Annotated in this window: 21 protein-coding genes; 6 read left to right on the top strand and 15 right to left on the bottom strand. The window is 28.9% G+C overall.

All coding sequences use genetic code 11. The annotated features are described in order from the left end of the window. Positions 1-20 precede the first annotated feature (20 nt). From KGF45_RS11245 to KGF45_RS11220, 7 genes are all read right to left on the bottom strand, one after another. Positions 21-506 (bottom strand): phosphate-starvation-inducible PsiE family protein, encoded by a 486-nt coding sequence (locus KGF45_RS11245; RefSeq protein WP_227482100.1) that lies wholly within the window; start codon positions 504-506, stop codon positions 21-23. Positions 507-517: 11 nt separating this feature from the next. After that, on the bottom strand, positions 518-1543 hold the full coding sequence (queA, locus tag KGF45_RS11240) for a tRNA preQ1(34) S-adenosylmethionine ribosyltransferase-isomerase QueA (RefSeq protein ID WP_227827579.1): 1026 nt from the start codon (positions 1541-1543) through the stop codon (positions 518-520). Positions 1544-1643: 100 nt separating this feature from the next. Next, entirely contained in the window at positions 1644-1772 is a 129-nt protein-coding gene (locus KGF45_RS20140) for a hypothetical protein (RefSeq protein ID WP_255611334.1), read from the bottom strand. 86 nt (positions 1773-1858) lie between these two features. Further along, the gene (ruvB, locus tag KGF45_RS11235) at positions 1859-2878 is read right to left on the bottom strand and encodes a Holliday junction branch migration DNA helicase RuvB (RefSeq protein ID WP_227827580.1); all 1020 of its coding nucleotides are present in this window, start codon (positions 2876-2878) and stop codon (positions 1859-1861) included. A 72-nt stretch (positions 2879-2950) separates the two neighbouring features. Beyond that, on the bottom strand, positions 2951-3553 hold the full coding sequence (gene ruvA / locus KGF45_RS11230) for a Holliday junction branch migration protein RuvA (protein ID WP_227827581.1): 603 nt from the start codon (positions 3551-3553) through the stop codon (positions 2951-2953). Further along, on the bottom strand, positions 3546-4055 hold the full coding sequence (gene ruvC / locus KGF45_RS11225) for a crossover junction endodeoxyribonuclease RuvC (RefSeq protein WP_227827582.1): 510 nt from the start codon (positions 4053-4055) through the stop codon (positions 3546-3548). Before ruvC ends, ruvA begins: the two co-directional genes overlap by 8 nt. A 239-nt stretch (positions 4056-4294) precedes the next feature. Beyond that, positions 4295-4924, bottom strand: a complete 630-nt coding sequence (locus KGF45_RS11220; RefSeq protein WP_227827583.1) for a hypothetical protein — start codon at positions 4922-4924, stop codon at positions 4295-4297. Positions 4925-5126: 202 nt separating this feature from the next. Here KGF45_RS11220 and KGF45_RS11215 point away from each other — a divergent pair, with 202 nt between their 5' ends. Together KGF45_RS11215 and KGF45_RS11210 are read left to right on the top strand one after the other, a co-directional pair. Continuing rightward, positions 5127-5450, top strand: coding sequence for a DUF1540 domain-containing protein (locus KGF45_RS11215; protein ID WP_227827584.1), 324 nt, complete (start codon positions 5127-5129; stop codon positions 5448-5450). Positions 5451-5735: 285 nt separating this feature from the next. Beyond that, entirely contained in the window at positions 5736-6587 is an 852-nt protein-coding gene (locus KGF45_RS11210) for a putative ABC transporter permease (protein ID WP_227827585.1), read from the top strand. Positions 6588-6707: 120 nt separating this feature from the next. Here the strand turns inward: KGF45_RS11210 and KGF45_RS11205 are convergent, their stop codons facing one another. The 3 genes from KGF45_RS11205 to garR form a co-directional block, all read right to left on the bottom strand. Next, entirely contained in the window at positions 6708-8144 is a 1437-nt protein-coding gene (locus tag KGF45_RS11205; protein WP_227842570.1) for a four-carbon acid sugar kinase family protein, read from the bottom strand. Between the two features lie 58 nt (positions 8145-8202). Next, positions 8203-9585, bottom strand: a complete 1383-nt coding sequence (locus tag KGF45_RS11200; protein ID WP_227827587.1) for a gluconate:H+ symporter — start codon at positions 9583-9585, stop codon at positions 8203-8205. A gap of 147 nt (positions 9586-9732) precedes the next feature. Further along, complete coding sequence (gene garR / locus KGF45_RS11195) at positions 9733-10623, bottom strand: 2-hydroxy-3-oxopropionate reductase (protein ID WP_227842569.1); 891 nt, start codon at positions 10621-10623, stop codon at positions 9733-9735. A 390-nt stretch (positions 10624-11013) separates the two neighbouring features. Here garR and KGF45_RS11190 point away from each other — a divergent pair, with 390 nt between their 5' ends. The 3 genes from KGF45_RS11190 to KGF45_RS11180 all read left to right on the top strand — a co-directional run bounded on the left by KGF45_RS11190 (position 11014) and on the right by KGF45_RS11180 (position 12906). Next, positions 11014-11685 carry a GntR family transcriptional regulator gene (locus KGF45_RS11190; RefSeq protein WP_227840820.1) on the top strand — a complete coding sequence of 224 codons (672 nt, stop codon included), beginning with the start codon at positions 11014-11016 and terminating at the stop codon, positions 11683-11685. A gap of 100 nt (positions 11686-11785) precedes the next feature. Then, positions 11786-12334 carry an L-2-amino-thiazoline-4-carboxylic acid hydrolase gene (locus KGF45_RS11185; protein WP_227842568.1) on the top strand — a complete coding sequence of 183 codons (549 nt, stop codon included), beginning with the start codon at positions 11786-11788 and terminating at the stop codon, positions 12332-12334. Positions 12335-12597: 263 nt separating this feature from the next. Beyond that, complete coding sequence (locus tag KGF45_RS11180) at positions 12598-12906, top strand: hypothetical protein (RefSeq protein WP_227827591.1); 309 nt, start codon at positions 12598-12600, stop codon at positions 12904-12906. 143 nt (positions 12907-13049) lie between these two features. On the opposite strand, the gene KGF45_RS11175 is transcribed toward KGF45_RS11180, so the two are convergent. The 3 genes from KGF45_RS11175 to KGF45_RS11165 all read right to left on the bottom strand — a co-directional run bounded on the left by KGF45_RS11175 (position 13050) and on the right by KGF45_RS11165 (position 17351). Continuing rightward, positions 13050-14840, bottom strand: coding sequence for an ABC transporter ATP-binding protein (locus KGF45_RS11175; RefSeq protein WP_227842567.1), 1791 nt, complete (start codon positions 14838-14840; stop codon positions 13050-13052). Next, positions 14840-16567: an ABC transporter ATP-binding protein gene (locus KGF45_RS11170; protein WP_227827593.1), complete on the bottom strand. Its 1728-nt coding sequence runs from the start codon at positions 16565-16567 to the stop codon at positions 14840-14842. The genes KGF45_RS11175 and KGF45_RS11170 overlap by 1 nt, the downstream gene beginning before the upstream one ends. 247 nt (positions 16568-16814) lie before the next feature. Continuing rightward, positions 16815-17351: a dihydrofolate reductase family protein gene (locus KGF45_RS11165; RefSeq protein WP_227827594.1), complete on the bottom strand. Its 537-nt coding sequence runs from the start codon at positions 17349-17351 to the stop codon at positions 16815-16817. A 340-nt stretch (positions 17352-17691) separates the two neighbouring features. On the opposite strand from KGF45_RS11165, the gene KGF45_RS11160 reads away from it, so the two are divergent. Then, a complete protein-coding gene (locus KGF45_RS11160; protein WP_227827595.1) occupies positions 17692-18804 on the top strand; it encodes an alanine racemase in 1113 nt (370 codons plus the stop codon). Between the two features lie 245 nt (positions 18805-19049). Here the strand turns inward: KGF45_RS11160 and KGF45_RS11155 are convergent, their stop codons facing one another. Together KGF45_RS11155 and KGF45_RS11150 are read right to left on the bottom strand one after the other, a co-directional pair. Continuing rightward, entirely contained in the window at positions 19050-19559 is a 510-nt protein-coding gene (locus tag KGF45_RS11155) for a nucleoside recognition domain-containing protein (protein ID WP_227827596.1), read from the bottom strand. 1 nt (position 19560) lies between these two features. After that, positions 19561-20202, bottom strand: a complete 642-nt coding sequence (locus tag KGF45_RS11150; RefSeq protein WP_227827597.1) for a nucleoside recognition domain-containing protein — start codon at positions 20200-20202, stop codon at positions 19561-19563. Between the last annotated feature and the right edge of the window lie 14 nt (positions 20203-20216).

The following is a 20216-nucleotide window of genomic DNA, read 5'->3' as shown; positions in this document are numbered from 1 at the left end:
CTAAACATCTAATATATTTTCTAAATAGATTTATCTTTATCTTCTTTGCTTTGTTGTTCTTTGATTGCTTCTTCATCATGGATACTCGTTATATTAAGAGCACTCTTGTCTTTTGTTACTAAAAACTTTTTTATAGCAAATAGTCCTGCAATAGCTATAACTCCAATTAAAACATCTATCATCCCTTCATTTTTAGGAAGTAATAACATTTTTCTGGCTATAGCATATAGTAGTGCCTCAATAAATGCTCCTGGTATGTGAAGTGATAGCATTACTACAAGCTCAACACCTATCACTAAAAGTAATATTTGTGCTAAGAAATCATTAAGCTGACTGTATTGTACTGGATTTTGAAAATCAACTATATATGCTCCCCACATAAGTCTTAATACATCTATTGTACCTAAAAATACTGCTATCAGAACTACTACTGCTAATACACGTTCAAATATAAAAGCAATCTTTAATATAGGGTTATTCTTTTTTTGTTTTTGTAAACTATGCATCTATTACCTCCCTACTTTATAATCATAGCATCTCCAAAACTGAAGAATCTATATCTTTCTTTTACTGCTTCATTATATGCATTTAATACATTATCTTTTCCACAAATAGCACTTACTAACATGATTAAGGTAGACTCTGGTAGATGGAAATTAGTTATAAGTCTATCCAAAACCTTAAATTTATAACTTGGATATATAAATATGTCTGTCCAACCACTAGTTTCTTTCATCTTGCCATTTTCATCACAAGCTGATTCTATAGTCCTACAACTAGTAGTTCCAACACATACTACATTGTTCCCACTTTCTTTTGCTCTGTTTATTTTGTCAGCTGCATCTTGACTGACCATATAATATTCTGAATGCATCTTATGATTTAAAACATCATCTACTTTTACTGGCCTAAAAGTACCTAAACCAACGTGTAAAGTTATAAATGCTATATCTACACCTTTTTCTTTTATTTCATTTAATAATTCTTCTGTAAAGTGTAGACCTGCTGTAGGTGCCGCTGCTGAGCCATTATGTTTTGAATAAACAGTTTGGTATCTTTCTTTTTCCTCTAATCTAGCAGTTATATATGGAGGAAGTGGCATATTTCCAAGCTCATCTAAAATCTCCTCGAAAATTCCATCATAATGAAACTTTATAATTCTTGAACCTTCATCTGATAAATCTACAACTTCTCCAATCAATTTTCCATTTCCAAAGGAAAACTTAGTTCCTACTTTTGCTCTTTTACCTGGTTTTACTAAAGCTTGCCAAGTATCTTCTTCTGTTCTTTTTAATAATAAAAATTCAATTTTTCCACCAGTCTCAAGTTTTTCCCCTATTAATCTAGCAGGTATAACTCTAGTGTTATTTAAAACTAAACAGTCTCCTGGATTTAAATATTCTATTATGTCTCTAAATACTTTATGCTCAATTTCTCCTGTTTCTTTATCTAATACCATCAATCTTGAACTAGCTCTGTCTTCTATAGGAACTTGAGCTATAAGTTCCTGTGGTAAATCAAATTTAAAATCACTTGTTTTCAATGTCAAACTTCCTCTCTTAAAATTTCTCTAGCTACAATAATATCAAAAAAACAACTTATTTTCTACAATATTACCAGAATATATCAATAAATCCCTATTTTTAAGATACAGTATATCCACAATATATAGATATTTTTCCACGATATGCACGTCTTATCCACAATATATAGATACAGTACACACATTTTTCCTTGTATTTATCCACAGTATCTACAGATATAATTACCATTTTGTGGATATGTTTGAATTTTTACCCATTTTAGAAATATTTTAATTTAATGATTATTTGTTTAATTAATACCTCTTTTTGTATTTTTATCTATCACTAGGATAAGGTATTTTTAAATGTTCATAGGCTAGGGGCATGGCTACTCTACCTCTAGGTCCTCTATTTATAAACCCTAGTTGAAGCAAATATGGCTCATACACATCTTCTATTGTATTTCTATCTTCACCAATTGAAGCTGCTAATGTATCAAGACCTACCGGGCCACCCCTAAATTTTTCTATTATAGTCATAAGAAGCTTTTCATCCACAAAATCAAGACCTAAATTATCAACTCCCAAAAGTTCAAGAGCATCCTTTGCAACTTCATCAGTTATCCTTCCATCAGCTCTAACCTGTGCAAAATCTCTAACTCTTTTTAGTAATCTATTTGCTATTCTTGGAGTCCCTCTTGAACGTTTTGCAAGCTCTAAAGCTCCTTGAGATTGTATTTCTGCATCTAAAATATTTGATGACCTAAGCACTATTTTTGAAAGTTCATCAACTGTATAATAATCTAATTTACAAATAACACCAAATCTATCTCTAAGTGGATTTGTAAGCATACCAGCTCTTGTAGTAGCTCCAATAAGTGTAAACTTAGGAAGGTCAAGCCTTATACTTCTTGCAGATGGTCCTTTTCCAATTATTATATCTAAACAAAAATCTTCCATTGCTGGATACAAGACTTCTTCAACACTCCTATTGATTCTATGTATCTCATCTATAAATAAAACATCATTTTCATTCAAATTTGTAAGTATAGCTGCTAAGTCCCCTGCTCTTTCTATTGCGGGTCCTGATGTAATCCTCAAATTTACTCCCATCTCATTAGCTATTATACTCGCTAGCGTAGTTTTTCCAAGCCCTGGTGGTCCATATAAAAGTACATGGTCTAACTGCTCATTTCTTGATTTTGCTGCCTCTATAAATATACTAAGTTGCTCTTTGGATTTTTCTTGACCTAAATAATCTTCTAGTGTCTTTGGTCTTAAACTATTTTCTATATCTATATCTTCCATCTTCATGGTAGATGTTATTATCCTATTTTCATCTTCAAAATCTTGCATCTATACCCCTCCTTCCATAATTTTGGAAATCTACTTTATTTTAAATATTATTTTACATTTACAAATTAAATGCTATTTCATAGATTTACTCATTATATATGTAAGTGCTTTTTTTATAATGTCTTCTGTATTCATCCCATCTTTTTTACATTTTTGAACTGCCTCTTTTGATTCTGCTAAGGTATATCCCAAAGCTACAAGTGCATCTATAGATTCATCTTGAGATATTAAAGTAGGTTTTTGTGATAATAATGTTGGTTCAAATTCTATATTATTTTTATCCACTTTATCCTTAAGTTCTAAAACAATTCTCTCTGCTGTCTTTTTACCAACGCCTGGAGCCTTAGATAGTTTCCCAACATCTTCGCTCAAAATATAAGCTCCTAGTTGTGCTGGTGATGCAAATGATAGTATTGAAAGCCCCACCTTAGGCCCTATTTTTGACACAGATGTAAGCAATTCAAACATCTTTAATTCTTCCCTACTTGCAAAACCACAAAGACTCATATCATCTTCTCTTACTATTAGTTTAGTATATATTTTTGCAGTATTTCCTATTTGCAAATTCATTATTGTATTGGATGACACATTTATCTTATATCCTATATCATTGTTTTCAACAACTATACTGTCTATATATATCTCTTCTACTGTACCTTTTATATAACTATACATACTTCCCACCTATATTCTTTAGAGTTTTTTCAAGTTTATTTGAATGAGCATGGCAAATAGCCACAGCTAGAGCATCTGCAACATCATCTGGTTTTGGAACTTTTTTTAAACTTAAAAATGAGGTTACCATCTGTTGAACTTGTGCTTTATCTGCTCTACCATATCCAACTACACCTTGTTTTACTTGAAGTGGAGTGTATTCATATATTGGTTTACCATTATGTGCACAAGCAAGCATAGTAACTCCTCTAGCCTGTGCTACTGTTATAGCAGTTTTTACATTCTTGTTAAAGAATAGTTCTTCCATTCCAACTTCATCTATATTGTAATTCTTTACTATTGTATCAATTCCTTTATATACGAGTTCTAACCTCTTAGAGATATCCATATGCGCAGGTGTTGTTACTGCTCCATAATCTATTACTTTAAATTTACTATTTTTATATTCAATTATACCATATCCAACTATGGCTATACCTGGGTCAATCCCCAATATCATCATTTTAAAAAATTCCTCCTAAAAATAAAAGAAATACCAAAATGTATTTCTCATAAAAACTTATGTTCTAAATCATTATACCATAAATAATATTAACAAATAATAAAATGGTTTATGTTAAATATAAAATCAAATAAAAAAGTTATATCAAAGCAAACTTCTCACTTCAATATAACTTTTATATTTAGTACAAATAAATTATTGTATTTTAATAGGCATTAAATATAGTTTAAATCTTAATATTAACTTGCAAAATCTTCTAATCTTGAATAGGCATCTTCCTCTGTATCCATAACTACACCTTTTTTAAGTTCATCTTGAACGGTCTTAGGAAGTGAATCTACTCTTATTTTTGTTTTTTCTACTAATGTTTTATTTCCACTATCATCGTATTTATACAATGCTATATTTCCATTATCATTTTCAATTGTATATTTACCTTTTATAGTATTGTTCATTGCTTGTACATCTTTATTATCACTGTTTTTAGATTCTACCAATATGATTTCATTTTTATCCATACTCTTTATTTTTTTAGTTGGATATTCTTGTTTAAAATATGATACTATTTCTGATTTTGTCTTATCTAATAATGACTCTGGAACTACTCCAGCCATTGTAAGTACTCTCTTATAGTTAGTTTCGTTTTCGCCTTCGCCTTGAAGCCAAACTTCGCAGTTTTTATTTAATCCAAAAGCTTCTTTTGATTCTTCACTCATATTCGCACTAGTACTTACAACTTTACCAGTTTGAACTCCATTGTTTTTTAATTTTGTTCCTATATAAACTCCACTACTTAATACAAAGACTCCTACTAGTACTAATGCAGATATTTTCCAAGGAAATAATTCTTTTTTCTTCTTTTCAAACATTGATTACGCCTCCTTTTTCTATTATTTTCTCCAAGCTGTAAGTTTTTATACAATTTAGGTAAATTTTAGAAGAAAATATATCTGTATTTCAAATTATTCTAAAAATAGATATTTTCTAAAAGGAAGTTTTCTCTTAAATGTTATATTCTTGCAATTATATGGACATAATTTATAATAAATAATAGTTTAGGAGGTAATAACTTTGGAAAGAATCAATTGTAATGTAACTAACTGCTCACATAATAACAGCCATATATGTTATGCAGATAAAATTTTTATAAATGGTGAACAAGCTCATAATGATAGACATACTTGCTGTAGTTCGTTTTTAGATGAGTCTATTTATAGTAATCTATCTAACAATGTTAACAATAGAAATTGTGAAGAATTAGTTTGTAGTGTCAAGACTTGTAAGTACAATAAAGATGGTAGCTTATGTAATCTTGATAATATATTAGTCGCTCCTGAAACTGATAGAGTAAATCTTTACACTGAAACATGTTGTTCTAGTTTTAAATGTAAATAAGTAAAATATAAATAATATAAGGGTGTCAAAGTTAATCAAAGCAATATACTGTAGAGTATCTACAGGTATTAGTTCGATTATACTTGACACCCTTATTTATTTTAAATAAAATCTCATTGCTATAGTTCTGCATATAATATTATAATTGTAATTAAATTTGATAAATTTCTATAAATTGGTATAATCAATATGTAAATTAAGTTTAAGGTGATATAGTTAATTATGAAAGAAAATATCAGATATATAGTATTATATAATGTTATATTAACTAGAAATGAGGTATTTATGAGTACATTTTATATTCAATTTCTTTATTTTGTAATTTATAGTTTTATAGGATGGTGTTGTGAGACTACATATTGTTCTGTTTTGCAAAAACAATTTGTAAATAGAGGTTTTTTAAATGGACCCTTTTGTCCTATATATGGATTTGGCGCACTAGCAATAGTAGCTACACTGACTCCTTTTGTTCATAATATTCCCTTATTATTTGTATTTAGTATAATTATAACCAGCATAATGGAGTATTTTACAAGTTTTGTATTAGAAAAACTATTTAATATGAAGTGGTGGGATTATTCCAATCACAAGTTCAACATTCATGGAAGAGTTTGCTTAGAAAATTCACTTATGTTTGGTGTATTATCATTAATTGTAATGCTGATAATACATCCTATTGTAGTTGATTTCATAGATTATATTCCTAAAAATATACTATTTATTCTTGGTATATCTATAGAAATTTATTTTGTTTTAGATTTAATAATTACAGTACACACAATTTTACAATTAAATGGTAAATTAAAACAAATCCATCTTATAATTAAGGAATTAAAAGATAAAAAAGAATACTACAAAATCATTACACAAGAAACTATTGAGAATAAGCTTGAGACTTTGGTTGAAAATAGACTTGAGACTTTAGAGGATAGATTTGAAATATTAAAAGAAAGAGAAAATTATCGTTATGCTAAAAACAGAATTGAAGAACTTAAAAACAAACTTAATACTCTACTATCTAGCCACAAATTGCTTCATAGACGTATTATTAAAGCGTTCCCTAATATAAGCTCTAATAAGCATAAAGATATTTTAAATAAAATCAAAGAAGATATTAAATCAATCAAAAAAAAATAAATAATCTAAATCATATGCCATATTGTAATATAAATATTTATAAATACAAATAAGAGGCTGTCTCAAAATAGAGATAAGCCTCTTTTTCATTGTTGAAATGATGAAATAAAAGATTTTCTTCTAACCCATTAATACTTCAACAGCTTCTCTAAGTGTGCTAACTTCTCCAACATTGCCAGGGAAAATTATATATGGCATATTAGGAAATTTACTTTCTTCTCCTGTCATCCATACTGGTATACCAGGTTTTATTTGACCCATTACAGTAGCTTTTTTTACTTTTAGTGCCTTAGTTCCAACATCACTAGATGTAATTCCACCTTTTGCTATAATAAAATTTGGTCTTACATTAAGCATACCAACTATACTAGTCACAGCATCTGAAATTTCTACAGAAACCATAAGTTGTTTATCTTTATCATTCGTATCTAAATCAAAACGCTCACGTCTAGTATACACAGCAACAGTCTTTCCATTAGTTATTTTCTCTTCTACAACTTGTATAACTCTTTTTACTTCATTTTTCAAGCCATTTTCCTGCAAAACTAAATGTTGATTAAACTCTATAAATTCTATAGGATGCTTACAATTTTTAAGTTCTTCTAGTTGCTGAGTAGTTTTATTTACATGTGAACCAACAAGTATAATACCTCCATTAGTATTATCTTTTAATACTAATTCCTCTTTAGTAAGTAATTCCTTATCACTTACCCCACCAAGTACCTTTGTTATAGCAGCAGCGCTTCTAAATATAAATTCTTTACCACTATTTACTGCACGTATAAACGCAATTGTAAATACCTTTACATCTACATAATCTATTGCATTTACAATGATTTTGTTGAAGTTCTTAGCCATTTTAAGCTTTTCTGTTATACTATCAATATTTAGACTTCTAAGTTCCTCTAATGAAACGTATATCATATCACTAGATTTATATTCTCCATTTGTTTTTTCTTCACACCATTCTCCTATATCGGAAGATTTATAGCCAAAGGATTTATCTTTTGCAAATTCAGTCATTCCCCCTGGTACAAGCATCTCTCCTTCTTTTACATAATGTACATTGTCTATGGTAAATCTTCCACCTTCTTTGAAAAATGGCATTATTATTTCACCATCAAATAGTTTCCCTGATAATTTTTCCACCTCATTTTTCAACAAATTAGTTTCAAGAGGATAATGTCCCCTCATTGTTGAATCACTTCGGCTTATAATAATAAAATCTTGATTAACTTTTTGAGAAATATCCACAATATTTTTTGAAATTTCCTTATGCACTTCTGTTGTTTGAGCAACTGTAAATCCCCTTGAGTTAGTAAGTATAAAAAACATACTATTTTCTTCATCAAAGCCTTGTTCTATGCTACTCTTATCCCAATCAGTATATACAGAAACATCATGAACTGTTTGTACTCCAGTTGGGTCATCATCTAATACAATAATCTTTCTATTTAAATTTTTAAGTTCATTTACAAGTAATTTATTTAATTTATCTTCATCTACGGTCTTAAAAGTATCAAGTATATCTATGTTAATTGAATTGACTTCTCTCACTAAAAATCCCCCTTTATGTAATTTATTATAGTATGCTTATGTTTAGTATTTATATTTTTTATAAACCTGGAAGTGGTACAATACCGTTTATAACACTAAGTAATAAAACCATTATAAATGCTGTAACACCAGCAATTGTACCTCCTATTGTCCATGAATTTAAAGTATCCTTAACTGACAAGCCACTAAATCTTGAAAGTACCCAGAATCCAGAATCGTTTGGAAGAGAGAAACCAACACCACCAGCACATATAGCAAGCCCTACTAAAACTGGTGACATACCAGTTGCTAAAATGGTAGGTCCTAAAATTGATGATGTAGTCACTAGTGCTACAGTAGCAGAACCCTGAGAAATTCTAAGCAATGCACTTAATAAGAATCCAAGTACCACAACTGATATACTAAGTCCAGACATAGTGTCAACTAAGAAGTTTCCTATTCCACTAGCATTTATAACACTACCAAATGCTCCTCCTGAGCCTGTTATTAATAATATCAATCCTGCTGAATCAGCAGCTTCAATAACAACATCTCCCATAGGCTTACTTATGTACTTCTTCAAAAATACTATTGCTACCAATATTCCAAGCAATATTGCTATATTCTTATCCCCTATAAATGCAAGTATTCCACTCATTTTAGAACCTTTTTCTAAAAACATACTAAATACGTTTGATACAAGTATAAGAAGTATTGGAAATAATAAAGAAAACATAGAAACTCCAAAACCTGGCACTTTATCAGAGTTATCATTTTCAAGTTCAATACTCTCTTTTCCTTGTTCTAAATTTTTTTCTTTATTATTTTCGTCAATTGCATAAGCTGGATACTTTTCAAAACGTTTTCCATAAATCCATCCTCCTGCAAGAGCTGCTGGAAATGCAACAATTATGGAATAAAGTATAAAACTGCCTACATTTGCATTTACATTTGCTGCAACAGCTAAAGGCCCTGGTGTTGGTATTACAAGTGCATGACCTACTATTGTACCAACTCCTAATGCACACACAAAAACCATAAGAGATTTCTTGGTTACTCTTGAAACATATTTAATTATAGGCATCATTATAACAAATGCTGCATCCATAAACACTGGAATTGAAATTAAAAATCCTGCTGTAGTTATAGCTAATGCACTATTTTTTTCTCCAGTTCTAGCCAGCAATCCCTTTGCAATAGATTCTGTTGCTCTTGATTCTGAAAGTATATTTCCAAATATTATTCCAAGCCCAATTACAATACCAATACTACCTAATGTACTTCCAAATCCAGTTGATATTGTAGTTGAAATTTCATTTATAGGCATCTTAACCATAAATCCTGTAATTATAGATGTTATAAGCAAAGCCAAAAATGGATTTACTTTAAACTTAATAATCGACACAAGCAAAATTCCTATAGATATAATAAATGCTATCAAAAGTCCATATCCTGTAATCATAATCTTTTCCCCTTTATAATTTACTTTATTATCTCTTAACCTTATTTTTTCTTTTATTATGATACCGTAACTCTATTGTCTTTGTATAATATAATCTAAATCTAATTTTAATAATACATACCTACTATCCCATCAATATATTTGCCATTAATTATTGTGTTTTTTTATTTCAACACCTGCTAATTTTTCAAAATATTGAGCTATTCCACCATGGTCATCTTCTAAATGTCCATGTACTTTTAATGTTTGCATAATTTCTAATAGCTGACTTGTCATAGGTAGTGGCACATCCAAATTGTGTGCTGTCTGCATTACATTTTTTATATCTTTTAGATTGATAGATATTTTTCCACCTGGTTTAAAATCACGATTCATAATCATTGGTATTTTTGCATCCAATATTGTACTGCCAGCTAGACCTCCTCTTATTGCCTTGTACACTTTTTCTGGGTCTGCTCCTGCTTTGGCTGCAAGTACAAATGCTTCAGATACTGCTGCTATTGTAAGATTAACTATTACTTGATTTGTAAGTTTTGTAACACTTCCACTGCCATTGTCTCCAATTAAAATAGATGAACTTCCCATTATATTAAAAAATGGCTCTACTTTTTTATATACTTCTTCTTTACCACCAGCCATAAAAGCAAGTGTTCCATCAATTGCTTTTGGTTCACCTCCACTTACTGGTGAATCTATAAATTCTAAGTTCATTTGCTTTAATTTTTCTGCACATGACATAGATTCTGTGGGAGTAACTGAACTCATATCTACAATTATACTGCCCTCTTTTAAAGTATTTGTTAAACCATCAGCTCCAAATAATATATCTTGAACAATGGCTCCATTTGGAAGTATTGTAAATACAATTTCACACTCTTCACCTATTTCTGAAAGACTTGCATATTTTGCGCCATATGATACAAGCTCATCTATAGCAGATTTATTAATATCATATACTAAAAGATTGCATCCATCTTTTATTAAATTCTTAGCCATTGGTTTTCCCATTATTCCTAATCCAATAAATCCTAACTTCATTATATATCCCTCCATATTTTCACATTTTTGAAAACGTTTTTTATGATTTAAAGTATACTACACACCAGTATACCGGTCAATATAAAATATAAAAGTATTTATTTTAACAATAAAACATGCCTTTTAGCCTTATATAATAGAATTCCCCTCCTATCACTATATTTAATACACACTACTTATGTTAAATAATCCACACTATTTCCATATTATATTTAATCATAGTTTATATTAATTATTTTTATCAATAATTAAGTATCATTCAACTAAACCTTTATTTATATCGCCCAATATATAATTTAAATTTCAAAGGATTGACCTTAATTTTACTATGTTGTATTCTTAACATTATATAAGTTTTTGTATTTTCACATTGTTTAGGGGGTATAAAATATGGCTACATTTAAAAGATTACAAGAACAAGCATATGACTATTTAAAAGAATTAATACTATCTGGTGAAATAATAGAAAATGAAATATATTCTGAAACAAAGCTTGCGAGTGAAATAGGTATCTCAAGAACGCCTATAAGAGATGCTCTTCAAAGACTCAGTCAAGATGGTTTTATAGATATAATTCCAAGTAAGGGTTTTAAAATTCATCAAATCACAGCTAATGAAATTGTAGAGATATTTCAAATACGCTCCGCAATAGAAGGGTTTTGCACTTTTTTAATTACAAGTCAATACAAAGAGCCTAGAGCAATTGAAACTATAGATAAATTAAAGTATCTTTTAGATAAACAAAAAGACATTGTATCAAGTGATAAGAATTTAAATACATTTGCAGAATACGATACTCTATTTCACACAACAATCGTCTCATATGCTCAAAATACTGAATTTGATAAGATGTTCAACAGCTATATGTACAGAATAAAAAAATTAGCTCTTGATTCACTATCACATGAGGGAAGACTAGAAACAACATTAAAAGAACATACAGATATTTTTAATAATATATCTAACGGATGTACTGAAGATATTTATAAAACAACACTTATTCATATGGAAACTCCTAAATACATCAATTTAGAAGATTTTTGTAATAATAAACTATTTTAATAATCTATTTATATTTACTAAAATTTTATTTATCTTAAATCAATTTCTTATTTATAAAAAATACTCTATAATTATAGTGTAACTATTATTATTTTAAGGAGTGATTTTTTTGAACAAAGATACTGTAACTAATGAAACTATCGACAAGGATTATGCTATTGAAGAAGTTCGTATGGCCTGTAAACACTTTGGTGATTTATATTTTTATTTTACCAAAGTATTAGTTGAGGAATTTGGAAATGAAAAAACTACTGAAATATTGAAAAAAGTTTTGTTTGAAAGATCAGAAGAAAGAGCTATTGCTATGAGAGAAAGAGCCAATGAAAATGGAGATGAATTGATTGCTGACAATATTGCTAGTATAACTGATGTCCCATTTTTAGGTTGGGTTCCTGAATTTGAAGAGTTACACTGTCCTTATGGAGCTTCCTGGCTTTCACGCTTTGAAGAAAATCCTTGGTTTAAGGAATTTGCATCCCTTTATTGTGATGTTACTGATACCACTGTTGCTGAAGTATTTACAGGGGATACATCACATAAAATAACAAAAAATATTCTATGGGGAGATAAAATTTGTGAGAGAATATATTTTCATGATGATAATATATCTCAAGGTAAATATACTTATGGAACCAGAAACTGCAAGTAAATAATTTAATTTTTCTATATTTTTATACTATATTTTGTACTTTTTCATATAAATATTATAACTAGTCTTTTATTTTACTTTTGTTTAACTTAAAGATAATTTACTTTTAACTTCTATGAATTATTATATAAGTAATAAAAAATTTATCTTTATAAAATTATAGTCTTTAGGCTTATAATTTACATAATATTTATGCTCTTTATAAAACTTTTTAGAAGCTTCTATTGTTATACTATAAAACTATCTTGAGAAAGGCTGATTAAATGTTTAATAAAATATATGAAAAAAAAGAATTTATAGTTTTTCAAGTTAAAAACGGTTATGTAGTTTATAATACTAGAAAGAATTTTGAAGAAGGTCATACACATTTAAAACATTTTGAAGCAGCAAAAACAGCTATTGACTTAGCTATAAACAAAAAAATTCCTCGAAGTAAAGACGGATATTATCTAACTAGTTTAATTCGCATAAGTGACGATTGTTATTACATCAATAAGTTAAGTGAGTTATTATATGTCAGAGAACAAAAAGGTAAAAAAGAAAAATACTGCAATTCTAGTTATCAGATATAACAAGATTAGTTGTCAAATATAAATATTTTAAGCTTAAAGCTAAAGAGTATCAGTAAGTTTATAAAAAAATAACTTTGCTGATACTCTTTTTAATTATAACATTAGTAATTTAAGTTATAGCTATTATATAAACACATATTTTTTTATTCAGATTCTGTATCTGCAAATTGGCTATTATAAAGCTTCTCATAAAATCCGCCTTTTTCCATTAATTCATCGTGATTACCTTGCTCTATAATACTTCCATTATTCATAACCAAAATCAAGTCAGCATTACGAATTGTAGAAAGTCTATGTGCTATAACAAAACTAGTTCTACCATTCATAAGATTTCTCATTGCCTTTTGAAGCATCAATTCTAACCTAGTATCAACAGAACTAGTAGCCTCATCTAATATCAATATCGAAGGGTCTGATATAAAGGCTCTAGCTATAGTTAAAAGTTGTTTTTCTCCAAGCGATATATTAGATGCTTCTTCATTTAAAAACATATTATATCCATCTGGAAGTGTAGTTATAAAGTGATGTACATTTGCTACTTTTGCTGCTTGTATAATTTCTTCCTTAGTAGCTCCAAATCTACCATATTCTATATTTTCAAAAATAGTACCATTAAATAGCCATGTATCTTGAAGTACCATCCCAAACATTGAACGTAAATCTTCACGTCTCATATCTCTAATATCTACTCCATCAACTTTAATAGCTCCTCCCTTTACATCATAAAATCTCATCAATAAGTTTATTAATGTTGTTTTACCTGCTCCAGTAGGGCCAACAATAGCTACCATTTGACCACTTTTTATTTCTACATTTAAATCTTCTATTAAAGTTTCACTTTCTCCATAGCCAAAATTTACATGTTCAAATGTGACATTTCCTTGTACATTTTCTATCTTAATTGGATTTTCAACATCAGGAATTTCCTCTTCTTCATCCAAAATTTCAAATACACGCTCTATTGCTGCAAAAGAAGATTGTATTACAGTTGATAATTGTGTCATCTGTGAAAGAGGCTGATTTATTTGCCATATGTAACGTACAAATGCTTGTAAATTTCCAACTGTTATCCCTCCACTCACTGCATATATAGAGCCAACTACTGCTACTGCTGCAATTCCAAAATAAGTTACTAATGAAACCATTGGATTCATCATACTTGATATAAACTGTGCCTTAAATCCATTTTCACAAAGTTCTTGATTTACTTTTTTAAATTCTTCTATAGAGTCTTCTTCTTTTCCATATAATTTTATTTCATTAAATCCAGTATACATCTCTTGTACTTTTCCATTTAATTTTCCAAGAGCATTTTGTTGTAATGAAAATCTATTTTGTGATTTTTTTACTATGAACTTAGATACAAAATAACTAATTGGAATTATAAAAAGAGCTATAAATGCCATATATACATTAATTGTAAACATCATGGAAATTGCCAAAATTATTACTAAAATTGAGTTGATAATTTGCATAAAGCTCTGCTGTAAAGCATTTGATATTGTATCTACATCATTTGATATACGGCTTAGTACATCTCCAAAACTATTGCTGTCAAAGTAACTAATAGGCAATTTTCTTATCTTATTTTCTACTTCATTTCTTAAGTCTCTCATTGTATTTTGAATAGCATTTGTAAGTAAAAAACTTGAAGCATACGTAAAAATTGCATTAGCAACATATATACATGCTAAGAGTGCCAAAATTTTTACTACATAGTTAAAATTCACAGATGCTCCTGGTATTCCTTTTGCTATACGAATTACATCTTTAGTTAATTGTGTTATTATTAATCCCTCTGTTTTAGGAGCAATTGCATTCATAGTAGCTGCTAAAATTATACATATAATAGCTATAATAAATGAAAATTTATATTGCTTTACAAATGGAAGAAGTCTACCAATTGTTTTTTTAAAACCTTTAGACTTTTTCATTATTCCAATTCCTCCTTTTTCAACTGAGATGTTGCAATTTCATAGTATATTTCACAATTTTTCAATAATTCTTTATGAGTTCCCATTCCAACAACTTTTCCTTCATTTAGTACTATAATTTTATCAGCATCAATAATTGAGCTAATTCTCTGTGCAACAATCAATACAATTGCATTTTTTGTTTCTTTTTTTAGCTTAGAACGAAGTATTGCATCAGTCTTAAAATCTAACGCAGAAAAGCTATCATCAAATATATATATTTCAGGCTTTCTTATAATAGCTCTGGCAATAGAAAGTCTTTGCTTTTGACCTCCAGATACATTAGATCCACCTTCACTAATTAATTCATCAAATTTTCTAGGTTTTTTTGATATAAACTCATATGCCTGTGCAACTTTGGCTGAATGTTCTAATTCTGATGTTCCTGCTTTATTTTTACCAAATCTAATATTATTTGCTATACTACCAGTAAAAAGCAATGCTTTCTGAGGTATAAATCCTATTTTTTTTCTTAAAGCCTTTAAGTCATATTCCCTTATATCTACTCCATTTATCTTAATGCTACCTTCTGTTACATCATAAAATCTAGGTATCAAGTTAATTAGAGTACTCTTTCCACTACCAGTACTACCTATAAAGGCAACTGTTTCACCTGTCTTTGCAGTAAACGAAATATCTTTAAGCACAGAGGCCTCTCCATCTGGATAAGTAAATGTTACATTGTCAAATTCTATAAGTCCTTTATTTTCAGTATCTTTTACTCCATTTTTAGGATTTTTTATAAGTGGCTCTTCTTCTAAAATTTCTTTTATTCTATTTGCTGAAACTTCTGCTCTTGGATACATGATAAATACCATTGAAAAAAGCATAATTGAAAACATAGCATGGAAAAGATATTCCAAAAATGCAACTAATTGTCCAACTTGAATTTCTCCAATATTTATTTTCTCACTGGAAATCCAAAACACAGCTAAAACAGCTATATTTAATAGTAAAAAGAATGCGGGTTGAGTAATTGACATAAGTTTAAACAATTTTTTAGAAACATTAGCATAATATGTATTTGTTTCTTCAAATCTTTTTGTCTCATAGTCATCATTCCCAAATGCTCTGATTACCCTTATTCCAGTTAAATTTTCTCTTGATATAAGGTTTAGTTTATCCAGTCCTTTTTGTTGTTTGGATGATATTGATTGAGAAACTTTTGCTATTATTGCTACTCCAATAATTATAAAAGGCACTGATATAGCTAATACCAAGGAAAGCTCTACACTTGTTCTAATTGTCATGATTATACTTATAATAAACATGACTGGAGTTAATAAAGCTGTTCTAAGAAGTATATTTACAAATTGTTGAATTTGAAATGCATCATTTGTAGTTCTTGTAATCATTGAAGAAATCCCAAATTTATTGTATTCAGTGTGTGAAAACTCTTGAGATTTTTTAAATATATCATTTCTTATATCTCTAGTTACTCCTGTTGATATTTTTGCAGAACAATAACCCAATAATACACTACCTACAACTCCTATAATAGAAATAACAACTATTACTATTCCCATTTGTTTTATGTAAGTTGTGTTTTGATTTGCAATACCATTATCAATTATTTTAGCTATTATTGTTGGTATACCTAATTCAACTAATGCAAAACTAAATATAGCCAGTATATTTAATCCTATTAATAACTTATAATTTTTTAAATAATTTAAAATTAATTTCATATTCTACTCCTTTCTAAATTTTTGAGACAGTGTAATTATTATGTAATAATACCAAGCTTATGAATACTTGCTTTTATAAAAAAAGGAGAAAAGAGTTAGTGCACTCTCTTCTCCAGCATATTCTTTCTAATACACCCTCCGATAAGTCGCTTATATGTTACCATATTTGACAAGTAATGTCAATTCATATATAATTTAAGTTTTTAAATACTTTATTTTATAAAATGATAACAAGCCAGCACATACTTTATACTTGTTTTTTACTATATTCTAATTTTACAAGTTGTTCTAAATTACTAACTTTTTTAAGATTTAAATTTGTTCTCTGTATTCCAGTTTTAAATAATGGAATTCCTCTACCTAATATTGTTGGCAATACATATACAAAATAATCATCAATTAGATTATCTTTTATAAATAATTCTACTATTTCACTTCCTCCAATTATCCAGATATCTTTTCCTTCTTTCTCTGCTCTAATTTGTTCAATTAGTTTTTTAGGTTCCAAATTTGTATACTTTACATTTTCAGTAACTCCACTAGTAGTCTTTGAATACACATAACATTCTTTCCCTTCATAAAACCATTCATTTGGGCTTAGTTCATTTATTATTTGTGTATATGTTGAATTTCCCATAATAACTGTACCAATTGTATCGTAAAAAGTATTATAGTCTTCTTGTTGAGAATCTGAAGCTACTTCATCTAAAAAAGCTACACTACCATCTTCTTCTGCTATATAACCATCTAAACTCATTGCAATATAAAGTACTACTTTTCTCATATTTATTACCTCCAAAATTTATAATATAAGTTTTTTATGCTAAAACAAAATTTTCACTCACTTAAAATACCCTATTAAATAAAACTCAAACAGTTTTAAGTAAAACCACAAAGTAAAACATTATTATATATACAGTTTAATAATCACATAATTTTACAGCTAATAAATATATTGAAAATTCTAATTAATCTAAATAAATATTGCTCTAAATTCATACTAGTTCTATAATATAATTAGAAGATATTTATATTATAGAACTAATCTTATCATAATATTTTATTAATATCATAAAATCAAGACCTATGATTGATTTTACTTTTATTGAAAGGTGGTAAACAACATGAAAATTTCAGAAATTGCTACACCAAGCTTTTTACTAGATTTAGACCAGTTAGAAGAAAATATAAATACAATACAACAAATTTGTACAAAGAACAACAAACAGCTTTGGCCTATGCTTAAAACGCATAAAAGCACATATATTGCAAAACTTCAAAAAGATGCAGGTGCTGCTGGATTTCTTGTTGGAACTCTTGATGAAGCTGAAGCTTTGATAAATGCTGGCTTTAAAGATATTATGTTGGCTTACCCTTACATGGGAGATGCAAATATAAACAGGGTAGTAACTATGGCTTCAAAAATAAATTTAATATGTGCTACAGATAATATAGAATGTGCAAAAGCTTACAGTAGGGCTTTTTCTCTAGCTAAAATTGAATGTAAACTACTTCTTATTGTAGATTGCGGATTACACCGTTTTGGTGTTGAACCAGAAAAAGTAGTCGAACTTGCTACTGAAATTTCAAAACTAGAAAGTATAAATATTGTTGGAATAAGCTCACATCCAGGTCAAGTATACGGTTGTAGTTCTCCAGAAGGTGTGCCAGATGTTTGTATTCAAGAAGATTCTACTATGGAGAAAGCATCTAAATTATTAACTGATAATGGCTTTAATATAGATATTGTAGCTTCTGGAAGCACTCCAACAGTTGAAACTGAGGCTGCTTCTAAAACTATCACTGCTGTAAGACCTGGAAACTATGTATATTATGATGCTATACAAATAGGTCTAGGATGTGCTACTGAAAAGATGTGTGCTCTTACTGTTGTATGTACTGTAATCTCAAAAAATAGTAATGGATATTATTTAGTTGATTGCGGAAGTAAATGTCTTGGATTAGATAAGGGTGCACATGGAAATAGTAGTATTGTTGGATATGGTAGAGTTTGTGAGCATCCAGAACTTACTATTGATTCACTTTCAGAAGAAGTTGGTAAAATTAAAGTAAATGGAGAAACTGATATAAAAATAGGTGATAGAATAAGAATTATACCTAATCACTCTTGTTCTACTGCAAACTTAACTAGTAATTTACTAGGCTTTAGAGGAGATACAATAGAAAAAGTCATTGAAGTAGATATACGCGAAAATTCAAAACATATTGTACTTTAAAAATACATTTATTTTGATATTAGCATGAAAGTATATTTAGTCTAAAATTAATGTTAATGTTGTAAAAAGAAAAATATAAATTCTAGAAATATAAATTTAAAAGAAGTTTACCAAAATAAATTTTTAGTAAACTTCTTTTTTAATTAATATACATATTAATTACTATATATTAATTGCTGTACATCAATTCTTGTATATATTAATTCTTATACACACTTTATAATTAAGTCATAATTTTATTTTTTTTACATTAGTCCCATAACAGTAAGTAAAACTCTTACTATCAACATTCCCACTACTGCATCAAATATAGGAACTGCCAACAACAACATTCTATACTTAGTACTAGCATTTGCTACAAGTACTATTCTCGCATAATGACCAACTAGAGTACCCATTAGCATACATGGCATAATTAATATAGTTGCTTGTGGTGCAGTAATTAGACCTTGTGCAAATAAGTTTGCAGCTGTTGCTGCTCCTGCTGCCTTAGCAAAGAAAGCTGCTATCAAGACTACAACTGATTCCCCAGGTAATCCAAAAATACCCATTACTGGACCAAAAATACTTCCTAAAATATCAACCAAGCCAGTTAATTGTAGAAACTGTACTATTACATATCCCATTACCATGGCTGGTAATATTTGTTCAACTCCTATGTAAAAACCTTTTTTTGCTCCTCCCATAAAAGTTTCAACAATAGTTTTCTTAACTTTATTATTTGCAATTGTATTTCCAGAAGTTTGTTGACTCATACTACGCAACCTCCTTCTTCTTTTTATTTTTCATTTTTATAATTAATCTAACTAAATTAGCTCCAAGCATCTTACAGAATATCTCTATAAGTATTATCGGACCTATTGCCAATAATGCTATTGGTAAAAGTGGAGCTTGAGTATTTATTGTATTTAATATAACTGCTGAACCAGCATATTGATAAGCTACAAATATAGTTCTTTCATCATCTGTTATTTCTCCACTTTCATATAATCCTTTTGTCATTATTGAAGCTACATCTGAACTAGTAAATGAAGATACAAACGCTATACCAGCTACTCCAGGTATGCCAAGTAATGGTTTAAGTAATGGATTAAATATCTTTGATGCAGCTTGCATTCCTCCCATAGATTCCACCACATCAATAAGTCCTACAGCAAAACATACAGTTGGTATTAGAGTAAGTGCAAATAAAAATCCATCTTTTGCACCAGTACCACCTTTTCCCATAAAGTTTATACCGTCTGAGATAGTACCAAATGAACCAGTTAAGTTAGCAAAATCTAATGCTTTTAGAAATCCTTGTCCATTCTGAAAAATTCCAGAAAATAGTATTATCAATATAAATAAAGACACATACCCTTTCCATGTTACTTTATTCTCTCTATCCGTTGTGTCCATATTAAATCCTCCTT

Origin of the sequence: Clostridioides sp. ZZV14-6154, assembly GCF_020657785.1 — a bacterium.
GTDB lineage: Bacteria > Bacillota > Clostridia > Peptostreptococcales > Peptostreptococcaceae > Clostridioides.
This window is presented reverse-complemented; position numbering and strand designations above follow the sequence as displayed.

Bases quoted from the DNA above. Each gene is read 5' to 3' on its own strand.
- KGF45_RS11245 (WP_227482100.1), bottom strand. From the start codon at position 506: ATGCATAGTTTACAAAAACAAAAAAAGAATAACCCTATATTAAAGATT.
- KGF45_RS20140 (WP_255611334.1), bottom strand. From the start codon at position 1,772: ATGGTAATTATATCTGTAGATACTGTGGATAAATACAAGGAAAAATGT.
- ruvB (WP_227827580.1), bottom strand. From the start codon at position 2,878: ATGCAAGATTTTGAAGATGAAAATAGGATAATAACATCTACCATGAAG.
- ruvA (WP_227827581.1), bottom strand. From the start codon at position 3,553: ATGTATAGTTATATAAAAGGTACAGTAGAAGAGATATATATAGACAGT.
- ruvC (WP_227827582.1), bottom strand. From the start codon at position 4,055: ATGATGATATTGGGGATTGACCCAGGTATAGCCATAGTTGGATATGGT.
- KGF45_RS11220 (WP_227827583.1), bottom strand. From the start codon at position 4,924: ATGTTTGAAAAGAAGAAAAAAGAATTATTTCCTTGGAAAATATCTGCA.
- KGF45_RS11210 (WP_227827585.1), top strand. From the start codon at position 5,736: ATGAGTACATTTTATATTCAATTTCTTTATTTTGTAATTTATAGTTTT.
- KGF45_RS11200 (WP_227827587.1), bottom strand. From the start codon at position 9,585: ATGATTACAGGATATGGACTTTTGATAGCATTTATTATATCTATAGGA.
- garR (WP_227842569.1), bottom strand. From the start codon at position 10,623: ATGAAGTTAGGATTTATTGGATTAGGAATAATGGGAAAACCAATGGCT.
- KGF45_RS11190 (WP_227840820.1), top strand. From the start codon at position 11,014: ATGGCTACATTTAAAAGATTACAAGAACAAGCATATGACTATTTAAAA.
- KGF45_RS11180 (WP_227827591.1), top strand. From the start codon at position 12,598: ATGTTTAATAAAATATATGAAAAAAAAGAATTTATAGTTTTTCAAGTT.
- KGF45_RS11175 (WP_227842567.1), bottom strand. From the start codon at position 14,840: ATGAAAAAGTCTAAAGGTTTTAAAAAAACAATTGGTAGACTTCTTCCA.
- KGF45_RS11170 (WP_227827593.1), bottom strand. From the start codon at position 16,567: ATGAAATTAATTTTAAATTATTTAAAAAATTATAAGTTATTAATAGGA.
- KGF45_RS11165 (WP_227827594.1), bottom strand. From the start codon at position 17,351: ATGAGAAAAGTAGTACTTTATATTGCAATGAGTTTAGATGGTTATATA.
- KGF45_RS11160 (WP_227827595.1), top strand. From the start codon at position 17,692: ATGAAAATTTCAGAAATTGCTACACCAAGCTTTTTACTAGATTTAGAC.
- KGF45_RS11155 (WP_227827596.1), bottom strand. From the start codon at position 19,559: ATGAGTCAACAAACTTCTGGAAATACAATTGCAAATAATAAAGTTAAG.
- KGF45_RS11150 (WP_227827597.1), bottom strand. From the start codon at position 20,202: ATGGACACAACGGATAGAGAGAATAAAGTAACATGGAAAGGGTATGTG.